General features: G+C 63.8%; 10 protein-coding genes (1 of these 10 running past the window's edge). 6 read left to right on the top strand and 4 right to left on the bottom strand.

Annotated elements, in window-relative coordinates; all coding sequences use genetic code 11:
• Positions 1–191, bottom strand: the 5' portion of a protein-coding gene (locus MMAR10_RS05640; protein WP_011643027.1) for a CBS domain-containing protein. Its footprint begins 238 nt before the window's first position; the window shows 191 of its 429 coding nt (coding positions 1–191); the start codon lies at positions 189–191; the stop codon falls past the left edge of the window.
• Between the two features lie 184 nt (positions 192–375).
• Here MMAR10_RS05640 and MMAR10_RS05635 point away from each other — a divergent pair, with 184 nt between their 5' ends.
• A complete protein-coding gene (locus MMAR10_RS05635; RefSeq protein WP_011643026.1) occupies positions 376–1,707 on the top strand; it encodes a DUF2157 domain-containing protein in 1,332 nt (443 codons plus the stop codon).
• A complete protein-coding gene (locus tag MMAR10_RS05630) occupies positions 1,704–2,261 on the top strand; it encodes a GDYXXLXY domain-containing protein (RefSeq protein ID WP_011643025.1) in 558 nt (185 codons plus the stop codon). Before MMAR10_RS05635 ends, MMAR10_RS05630 begins: the two co-directional genes overlap by 4 nt.
• On the opposite strand, the gene MMAR10_RS05625 is transcribed toward MMAR10_RS05630, so the two are convergent.
• Positions 2,262–2,939 carry a rhomboid family intramembrane serine protease gene (locus tag MMAR10_RS05625; RefSeq protein ID WP_011643024.1) on the bottom strand — a complete coding sequence of 226 codons (678 nt, stop codon included), beginning with the start codon at positions 2,937–2,939 and terminating at the stop codon, positions 2,262–2,264.
• A 157-nt stretch (positions 2,940–3,096) separates the two neighbouring features.
• On the opposite strand from MMAR10_RS05625, the gene hfaA reads away from it, so the two are divergent.
• From hfaA to hfaD, 3 genes are read left to right on the top strand one after another with little or no spacing between them, the layout of a single operon-like run.
• Positions 3,097–3,528, top strand: a complete 432-nt coding sequence (hfaA, locus tag MMAR10_RS05620; protein WP_011643023.1) for a holdfast anchoring protein HfaA — start codon at positions 3,097–3,099, stop codon at positions 3,526–3,528.
• Positions 3,515–4,519, top strand: coding sequence for a holdfast anchoring protein HfaB (gene hfaB, locus MMAR10_RS05615; RefSeq protein ID WP_011643022.1), 1,005 nt, complete (start codon positions 3,515–3,517; stop codon positions 4,517–4,519). The genes hfaA and hfaB overlap by 14 nt, the downstream gene beginning before the upstream one ends.
• Positions 4,434–5,672, top strand: a complete 1,239-nt coding sequence (gene hfaD, locus MMAR10_RS05610; RefSeq protein WP_150099715.1) for a holdfast anchor protein HfaD — start codon at positions 4,434–4,436, stop codon at positions 5,670–5,672. The genes hfaB and hfaD overlap by 86 nt, the downstream gene beginning before the upstream one ends.
• 94 nt (positions 5,673–5,766) lie before the next feature.
• Here hfaD and MMAR10_RS05605 read toward each other — a convergent pair whose 3' ends face one another.
• Both MMAR10_RS05605 and MMAR10_RS05600 read right to left on the bottom strand, forming a co-directional pair.
• On the bottom strand, positions 5,767–6,132 hold the full coding sequence (locus MMAR10_RS05605; RefSeq protein ID WP_011643020.1) for a hypothetical protein: 366 nt from the start codon (positions 6,130–6,132) through the stop codon (positions 5,767–5,769).
• A 78-nt stretch (positions 6,133–6,210) separates the two neighbouring features.
• Complete coding sequence (locus MMAR10_RS05600; protein WP_011643019.1) at positions 6,211–6,543, bottom strand: ArsR/SmtB family transcription factor; 333 nt, start codon at positions 6,541–6,543, stop codon at positions 6,211–6,213.
• Positions 6,544–6,646: 103 nt separating this feature from the next.
• Between MMAR10_RS05600 and MMAR10_RS05595 the strand changes: the two genes are divergently transcribed.
• Complete coding sequence (locus MMAR10_RS05595) at positions 6,647–8,065, top strand: alginate export family protein (RefSeq protein WP_011643018.1); 1,419 nt, start codon at positions 6,647–6,649, stop codon at positions 8,063–8,065.
• The last annotated feature ends 550 nt before the right edge of the window (positions 8,066–8,615 follow it).

The following is an 8,615-nucleotide window of genomic DNA, read 5'->3' as shown; positions in this document are numbered from 1 at the left end:
CCGTGCAGGGCCATTTCCCGGACCAGGTCGCGCTCGGACAGGACGGCGATCGGCCGCCCAGCCCCATCCTCGACCAGCAAGGCCCCGATGGCGTGAGAATCAAGCAGGCGGGCGGCCTCTTCCAACGTCGCCATTTCGCGGATCGTGATCACGTCCCGCCCCTTGCTCCGAAGAATCGCGTCAACAATCATGGCCAACCTCCCGATCAGTGGAAGTTGCACGATACCACAAAACTGACCGTCTGTCCCCGGAACCCCGCCCCGCCCTTGCGCGATGTGAATCAAGCTTTCGTGGACAGGCCTGCACGCCTCCGCCACCCTGCCCGCTTCAATCTCGCGACACGGCCTCCGGGGAGTGCTGGCAGCAGGAGAGGCAATGATGGGTTATCTGCAACGCCTGACGCAGGACCTGGATCGCTGGGTCGAGGCCGGTCTCGTCGATGGCGGGAAGCGGGCTGCGATTCTCGCTGACGCCGCACGCCCGCGCCGCGGCGCCTCGGCACTGGGCGCCCTGACCATAATGGGTGCCGTTCTGCTGGGCCTGTCGGCGCTGACCTTTATCGGAGCCAATTGGGAGATGATTCCCCGCCTCCTGCGCTTCGGCCTGATGCTGGGCCTGTTATGGACCTGCCTGCTGGCGACCGGGCAGGCCTTCAAGCGGGACGCAAAAACACTGGGCCACGCCCTTGCCCTGCTGGGCGTGGTGTTGTTCGGCGCCGCGATCATGCTGACCGCCCAGACTTTCAACATGACCTCCTTTCGCAATACAGCCGTCCTGGTCTGGGCGGTCGCCGGCGGCCTGACCGCCTGGCAGGTCGGGTCGCGGCCGGTGCTGATCCTGGCCACCGGGCTCGGTGCACTGTGGGCGGGGCTGGAAGCGGGCAATGTCCATGTCCCGGGCACGGTCTGGGCCTACCTGCCGGTAGCCGCAGCCAGTGCCTTTCTGGCCGTGCGAATGCGCTCCTTGGTGTCCGTGCATCTGGTCTCGCTGGCGCTGGCAATCTGGACCGCACACGCGCTCTATGTGTGGCAGGACCGGCATGCCGTCGGCGCCCTGGAAACCCAGTCCGCGGCAATACTGGCCTTCGCAGCGCTGGCGTTGGCCGGCTCGGCCCTGCGCGACCGCAATATTACCGGCGCCGGCATTGTCGCCGGCTGGATGACGCTGATCACCCTGTTTGCGGCCTTGTTGATCCAGATCCCCCTGGACGGTCACCTCTCCGCCCATGACACGTCGGACGGCATCGGCTACGGCGCCCTCGCCCTGCCGGCACTGGCTGTCATCGCCCTCCTGTGTGTGCTGCGCGTGATCGCCGGACGGTTGAAGGTCTGGGAAGCAGGGTCATTGTTTGCCACTGCGCTGGCCATCGGTGCCCTTCCCGTCGCCCTGGGTGGCGAGCCGGACGCCGCGCCGCTGGTCCTGCGCATGCTGGTCGGCGGGTTGATCTACAGCGCCTGCGTGGCGCTGATCCTGATCGGGTCGCGCCAGTCGGCCACAACGCTGCGCACCATCGGCATCATCGGTTTCGTGGCACAGACGCTTTATGTCTATGCGGAGACCTTCGAAGGCCTGCTCGACACGGCCTTGTTCTTCTTCCTCGGCGGGTTGCTCCTGTTTGGAGCCAGCTTCGTGCTCTGGCAGGTAGATAAACGGCGGTCATCAACGGACCGGCCCTTCGACGATGCGTCTGCGGGAGGTCGATCATGAGTATCCTGATGCGACTGGGACTGATCGCCGCGGCGATGACCGGATTTCTGGTTTTCATGCTGGTCAGCCACCAGACTGCCCGAAACACCGGCGCCGAGCTGGTGATGGAGGTCGAGGGCTATGATCCGCGCGATATTTTCCTCGGTCACTACGCGATGATCCGCACACCACTGGCCGCGCTTGATCTCGCGACCCTGGATGGCGATGACGCGTTCGAGGACCACGCCCCGGTGTTTGTGACGCTGGAAATCGGCGCCGACGGGCTGGCCCGACCGGTCGCCGTGCATCAACACCATCCTGGCCGCGGCCTGGTGGCGGAAGGTCGTGCCGTATGGTCCGGGGACATCCTGCGCGCCCGGTTCAACATCGAGCGCTATTACGCCAGCCGTGACGCCGCGCTGGCCCTGGAGGACATGTTGCGCCAGCCACCGCGCGACGGCGAGGAGGACGAGACGTCCGATGTCCGGCTCATTCTCTCCCTGCCCGCCTCCGGGCGTCTCCTGATCAAGGGGTTCGAGATCGACGGCGAACGCCATATCGACAGGTTGTGGTAATCAGTCAGGCTGTTCCTCGAACACCGCGATCACCAGCGGCGTCAGGACGATGCCACCCAGCGTGCCGCCGATATGCCCGAGCCAGGCGATCGGGATCGGCATCATGTCGCCGAGAAGGCCGATCACCAGATTGATGCCGATCCACGGCAGGGCCAAGCCCGCCATGCCACGCCAGCCGCCCCGGACCCAGCCGGCGGCAGCGATCAGGCCGGAGACCGCCGTTGAGGCGCCCGCCATCGATACGGGTGGGCCCTGATGCAGGAAAGCTTCAAGCGAGGCACCGGTCGCCGCGCAGGCAAAGAACAGAAAGATGAAGCCCGCCGAGCCCAGAAGGCCCGGACCCAAACGCTGGCTGACGGCCCGACCGGTTGCCACCAGAATCGCCAGATTCATGGCGATATGGAGCAGACCGGCATGGATGTAGACGTGCAGGAACACGGGCGCGACCGGTCCCAGCGGCTGGCTCGGCAACGCGGCCCCACGTTCGGCCGCGATGAAGATTCCGGCATTGAAAACCCAGCGCTGGAAGTCTGGCCAGACCTGACCGAGCAGTGACACGCCGGCAATACTGAGGGCGATCAGCAATACGGCCGGTGGCATGGCGTTGAAAACCGGCGCTCGTGGTGGCGGCGGCGATTGCCAGGGCCCGTCCGACCCGTCCCGCTGCGGCACACTCATGGCGTCCACTCCCGTTTCACATTGCCCCAATCAGGCATTGCCCGATCAAGGGCGACACGATTCCCCCAACAGGGGAACGGCTTTAGCACGGCACACCCTTTGGCATGCGCGTTGCAACTCCGGACACAGAAAATCGCGTCGTAGAGGACATGACACAATGAAAACGCGCAGCTTCCCCACCGTTGTCGGTGCCGCTCTTGCCCTCGCAGCCATCAGTGCCGCGGCCCAGGCTCAGCAGGTCCAGACCACGGCCGGTTGGGAGCAGCCCTATGGCGGCACATCGGCCCAGGCCAGCCAGCCCTGGTCGGGTGCCACCGCCAGCGCCGGCGCCGCAGCGCGCTCAAGCGCCGGCAATCGCGTGATCATCGACGGAATCATCCAGACCGGTGTCGGGGTTTCCACCCAGGTCGGCCTGTTTGGCAGTGGCGGCGTCGGCGCAAACGCCTCCGCTATCGGCAACCAGCTCAACGTCAATGTGAGCGGCCAGTGGAACACGGTCATCGTGAATTCCACCCAAATCAATAATGGCGACATCAACGCCAGCGCGACGGCCCAAGGCAATGTGAGTACGGACAATGATCAAGACTAAGCTATTGATGGCGACACTCGTCAGCGCGCTGGCGCTGACCGGTTGTGCCACGACGGCCCGCACAGGTGGGGCCGACGGTAATTATGCGACGCCAATCGGCGGCGCGCCGGTCACCGCCAATCCGACGCCCTATTCCGAGGCGCTGGTCTGCCTCGCCAATTATGCCCGCCAGCATAATCTGCAATCGCCCCGCATCGCTGTCGGACGGCTGGCGGATTATACCGGCCGGGCCTCACTGGAAGGCGGAGCCGCGGTCACCCAGGGCGCGTCCCTGATGGCGATCTCGGCCTTTGCCAAGGCAGGTGTTCGCCTGGTGGAGCGTTTTGACACATCGGTGTCGGAGCTCGAGCTGCGCTACGCCAATAATTCGCTGATCGGCGATAATGGTACCCAGCGCCAGATCCACGCCGCCTCCCTGCCCGGCTCCGACTATCATCTGGTCGGCGGCATTACCGAGCTCAACTACAATATCCGCTCCTCGGGCATCGACGTCCTGGGCGGCGACCGGATCGACAGCGATCCGACCGGCGTCTTCAATCGCCGCATGTGGGTGATGAATATCGGCCTCGACCTGCGCCTCAACGAGACGCGCACGATGGAGACCGTCGACGTCATTTCCTACCAGAAACAGATTGTCGGCCGTGAAATCTCTGCCGGCGTATTCGCCTTCTGGGATGACGCGGTGATCGATATTTCCGGCGGTGGTCGCTCGCTCGAGCCGGTCCAGCTGGCCGTGCGTTCGGTGATCGAACGCGCCGTGCTGGAAATCTCGGCGCAAATGTATGGCGTCGATCCGGCTGCAGCCTGCATCTATGCCGATCCGATCGGCGGCAGCACTGACGGCCACACCAATGTTACCGGCGGCGTCAACGCCACCCACACCTACGGTCAACGGGAGACCTCCAATGTCCAAGCGCGCAGCAATGTTGATCGCGGGCATGAGCGCCGCGACGATCACGTGCGCTCCTATCTTCGCGGACGATACGACTGAGATCCTGAACGGCCAGGTCAATCTGGACGCCGCGATCACGGTCGTGACGGAGGGTGAAACCGATCAGGCCAATTCCGTATCCCAGTCCGCCATTGGCGCCGCCAACGCGCTGACCGTGGATGTGGTGGAGCGGCATGATATCCAGTCTGACCAGACCTTCTCCGGTTCGGTCGATGCCCGCGCGGAAACGCGTGCCACGATCATAGACGGCGCAGCCATCACCACCGCTTCGGCGATGGGCAATTCGGCCAGCGTGATCAATGACAATGGCATGGACGCGCAAATCAACCAGACGGCGCTGGACGGTTCGACCGTCTCGGCAACCGCTCGCCTGGAAGTCGGCAGCTATGCCATCTCCTCGATCACCTCGGCGACGGCCTCGGCAAATGCCTTTCAGGGCACGAGTTATGGCAGCGACACCAATCTCGCCCTGCGCCAGGATTCAGGTGCCGATGTGAGCGCCGACGGCTATGTCCTCGCCCCCGATGGCGGGCTGGGCTATGCGGCGAACGTACTCGGTGCAGCGAACGGCAATTCGGCGCAGCTGGAGGGCTATTACAATAGCCCGTCGCAAGTCGTCGATGTTGACCAGGACAATCGCGGCGCTGTCACGGCCCGCGCCCGCACGGACGCCGGCGGCACGGCGCGCACGCAGACCGTTGTCTCGTCCGCGAACGGCAACTCGGTGTGGATGCAAAACGAAAACGGCTATGCCCATATCCAGGGCGAGCAGGACAATGACGGCGCGGTCACCGCTGAATCGGAAATCCTGGTCGGCAATTTCGACGCCGATGTGCTGAGCGTCTCGGCCGAAGGCGTGGGCAATTCCGCCATCATCTCCAATATCGGCGCGGACGCTTTCATGGGCCTTGACCAGACCAATAATGGCGCCGTCATCGCACGGGCCAACCTGGGCGGCGATGCCGGCGGTTCGGCCCTGGTCTCGGCGACCGCCTTCGGCAATGCCGCCACGACCTATGTCTGTTCGGAATGTCCGGTCACCGCCTGGGGCAATACCAACCAGACCAATAATGCTGCGGTCAGCTCCTTTGTGACCGGCAGCATGAATACGGGTGGGATCCTGTCCGGCGCGGCCACCGCGATCGGTAATTCCGCCACCTACCAGACAGTGAACCCGCACGCGGGTAACTAACGAAATCCCATAGCCTTGGGAAACCCTGCCCCGGTCGCGTGTTGTGCGACCGGGGCTTTTTTTTTCTGGATTGAACGTGGCGGCCCGCCGGTGCTCAGTTGGCGACGAGTTCGAATGCCCCTTCGGCGGGACCGTCGATAGTCGTGCTGCAACTCTCCTCATCGATGCCGGCGTCGAACGGGCAGGCAAACCCGTCTGTTTCGATGAAACGGATAATCAGTTCGCCACCGTCCGACACGCCATAGGTGCAAGCGGCACTGAGCGCGTCGTCCACGCGGATGGCGTCATACGCCGAGGCCCGCGCCCGGGCGCGCCGGGTGGCGTTGCCATCGGTCGTCATGATCGCGCATTCCACGGTGCCACGACCGATGATCCGGATATTGATGTCGGCCCCGGCAGGCTCGACGCTCGCACCAGCCTGCAGGGTCACCAGCGCTGCGATAATTCCCAAAATAGCCATTCATTCCTCCCATTGGTGATGGCGGGAATGAATATGCCGATGGCCGGAATTAAATTCAATGATTCATGTATAATTGAATCAACAAGACGTCCGCAAATGCTTGCCCAGCGCATCACAAACCTCGGGATGCCCTTGGCAACAATCAGCGACCAGATAGCCGATCGTGTCCGACACGGCCGTCAGATTGATCCGATAGATGCGTTGCCGCCCCGAGGGTTCGACATCCATCAAACCGGCCTGGAGGAAGATATTGAGGTGGGCGGACAGGTTATTGCGCGAGATCTCGACGGCATCAGCGATCTTGCTGGCCGGCATGCCCGCGGGGCCCGCCGACATCACCGTCCGGAACACGCGCAAACGGACATCATGCGCGAGGGTGGAAAGCCGGGTCGCCGCGTCGTGGTCGTTCATTATATTGTCACTTCAATTATTCTTGAATCATTGAACCGGGCACGCTAAGCGGCAAGCGCCTGTGGTGCAATCATCCAATCTTGCGTGAAAATCGGGAAGAGTCATGAAGCGTTTCTGCGTATCCAAGCTGAAAACCGGTGTGTTCACCGGCCCTGCCCGGCTGCTGGCGATCATCGCGGCCTTCATGGCAGCTGCCGCCGGCGCACGGGCCCAGACCGACACATCAACCGATTTCCGGTTCGACCTCTCCGGCGAAACCCGCGCCCGCTATGAAAGCCTCAACGGCCAGTTTCGCGCCGGTCGCACCGGTTCCGACCAGGCACTCTTCCTGCGCACCCTCCTTCACGCCCGCCTGACAACCCCGGTCGCGCGCTTCGGCATCGAGCTGCAGGACAGCCGTGCCTATTTCGACGATATCGGAACTCCGCTCAGCACCGGGACCGTCAATCCGCTCGACATCTTGCAGGCCTATGTCCGTGTCGACGCCCCGTCCGTTTTCGGGGACGGGTCCGACGCCCGCCTCACCCTGGGTCGGCAGACCGTCAGTATCGGCTCGAAACGCCAGATCGAACGGATCAGCTATGCCAATGTGATCAAGAGCTATACCGGCGCCTATTACTCGGCGACCAGCGCGCGCGGCGACCAATTCCACGCCCTGATGCTGGCCCCGGTGGGGCGGCACCCGGGGGACCGCGCCGCGATCGGCGACAATCAGATGTCAGGCGATGAAGAAGAATGGAACCGCACCATCTGGGCCGTCCACTACCAACGCCCCGACCTGATTCCGGATTTCTGGCCCGGCTTGTCTGGCGACCTCTTCGTCTACGGTCTGGAGGAACGCGACACCGACGCCACGCCGACCCCGAATCGCCACTACGTCACGCCAGGCTTTCGCCTGCATCGCGCACCGGCTACCGGACAGGTGGATCTCGATCTTGAAGCGGCCTGGCGGTTCGGGCGCCGTCGGGCCGGCAGCGCCGCGAGCGACACCACCAATCTGGACGTCAGCGCCGGCATGGTCTTCGCGGCGCTTGGCTACACATTCGAGCATGCTTGGAAGCCGCGCCTGGCGTTGGAGTATTATTGGGCCAGCGGTGATGACGACCCGAATGACGGGCGCTTCGATCAGTATGAACGCCTGTTCGGTTCCCGCCGCACCGATCTCAACAATACCAGCCTGCATGGGCCGCTCACGCCGGCCAATCTCAACGCGCCCGGCATGCGGTTGGAACTGGCACCCAGCCCGGATTGGGACGGCCGGCTGGCCTGGTCTGCCGCCTCGCTCGACAGCGCACGAGACAGCTGGGTGATCGCCGGCCTGCGCGATGAAAGCGGCCAATCGGGACGTTTCATCGGTCACACCCTGGACAGCCGCGTCCGCTATCGCGGCCTGATCGACGGTCTCGAACTGGAACTCGGCGCCTCCATCCTCCTGCCCGGCGGATTTGCCGACAACGCGCCCGGCAGCCCGGCCCCCGACCGGACAGTGTTCGGCTACGCCCAGGCGACATTCACATTCTGAGACGGGCGCAATAGCGGGGATTGATCCCGAGCGTGATTGTCCGTTCTGCGGTTGTTTTTGGTGGCAGATTGAGCGGGGCTAACCAGGTCACCTCGCCTCAGTTTTGTCATCCCGGGCGGAGCCCTGACTTGATCAGGGCGAAGACCCGGGACCCATAAGCCCGGAGCAGCCGATAGCGGCGCGTACAGGTCGCGGCTCTGCCGCCTGCGCACACAGGCCATTCGGCCGGGATGACAAGATTTTTGTGCCTTTATCCCCGTCCTGCACCACTTTCCTTCTCCCGAGGGAGAAGGTGCGCGTAGCGCGGATGAGGGGGGAAATTCCTGCGGTCACCGGGATTTACCCCTCACCCTGGCCCTCTCCCCGGGGAGAGGGAACGCATCACACAGCATAAAATTCAGGAAACTTATCCTCCCCCCATTTGACCCATGGGAGACTGCCCTCGGTTTTCGGGACGGGAGGCGCGAGCTCAGTCACTTGTGCCCGGGAACTTGCGGAGCCTGTCCGCGCTTTGGATGTGACAATCCATAGCTCCGGCAGGGCGTGTGAT

This window comes from Maricaulis maris MCS10 (assembly GCF_000014745.1).
GTDB lineage: Bacteria > Pseudomonadota > Alphaproteobacteria > Caulobacterales > Maricaulaceae > Maricaulis > Maricaulis maris_A.
This window is presented reverse-complemented; position numbering and strand designations above follow the sequence as displayed.

Excerpts from the sequence above, each read along its gene's own strand:
- hfaB (WP_011643022.1), top strand. The coding sequence starts at position 3,515 with ATGATCAAGACTAAGCTATTGATGGCGACACTCGTCAGCGCGCTGGCG.
- MMAR10_RS05630 (WP_011643025.1), top strand. The coding sequence starts at position 1,704 with ATGAGTATCCTGATGCGACTGGGACTGATCGCCGCGGCGATGACCGGA.
- hfaD (WP_150099715.1), top strand. The coding sequence starts at position 4,434 with ATGTCCAAGCGCGCAGCAATGTTGATCGCGGGCATGAGCGCCGCGACG.
- MMAR10_RS05595 (WP_011643018.1), top strand. The coding sequence starts at position 6,647 with ATGAAGCGTTTCTGCGTATCCAAGCTGAAAACCGGTGTGTTCACCGGC.
- MMAR10_RS05635 (WP_011643026.1), top strand. The coding sequence starts at position 376 with ATGATGGGTTATCTGCAACGCCTGACGCAGGACCTGGATCGCTGGGTC.
- MMAR10_RS05625 (WP_011643024.1), bottom strand. The coding sequence starts at position 2,939 with ATGAGTGTGCCGCAGCGGGACGGGTCGGACGGGCCCTGGCAATCGCCG.
- MMAR10_RS05605 (WP_011643020.1), bottom strand. The coding sequence starts at position 6,132 with ATGGCTATTTTGGGAATTATCGCAGCGCTGGTGACCCTGCAGGCTGGT.
- MMAR10_RS05600 (WP_011643019.1), bottom strand. The coding sequence starts at position 6,543 with ATGAACGACCACGACGCGGCGACCCGGCTTTCCACCCTCGCGCATGAT.
- hfaA (WP_011643023.1), top strand. The coding sequence starts at position 3,097 with ATGAAAACGCGCAGCTTCCCCACCGTTGTCGGTGCCGCTCTTGCCCTC.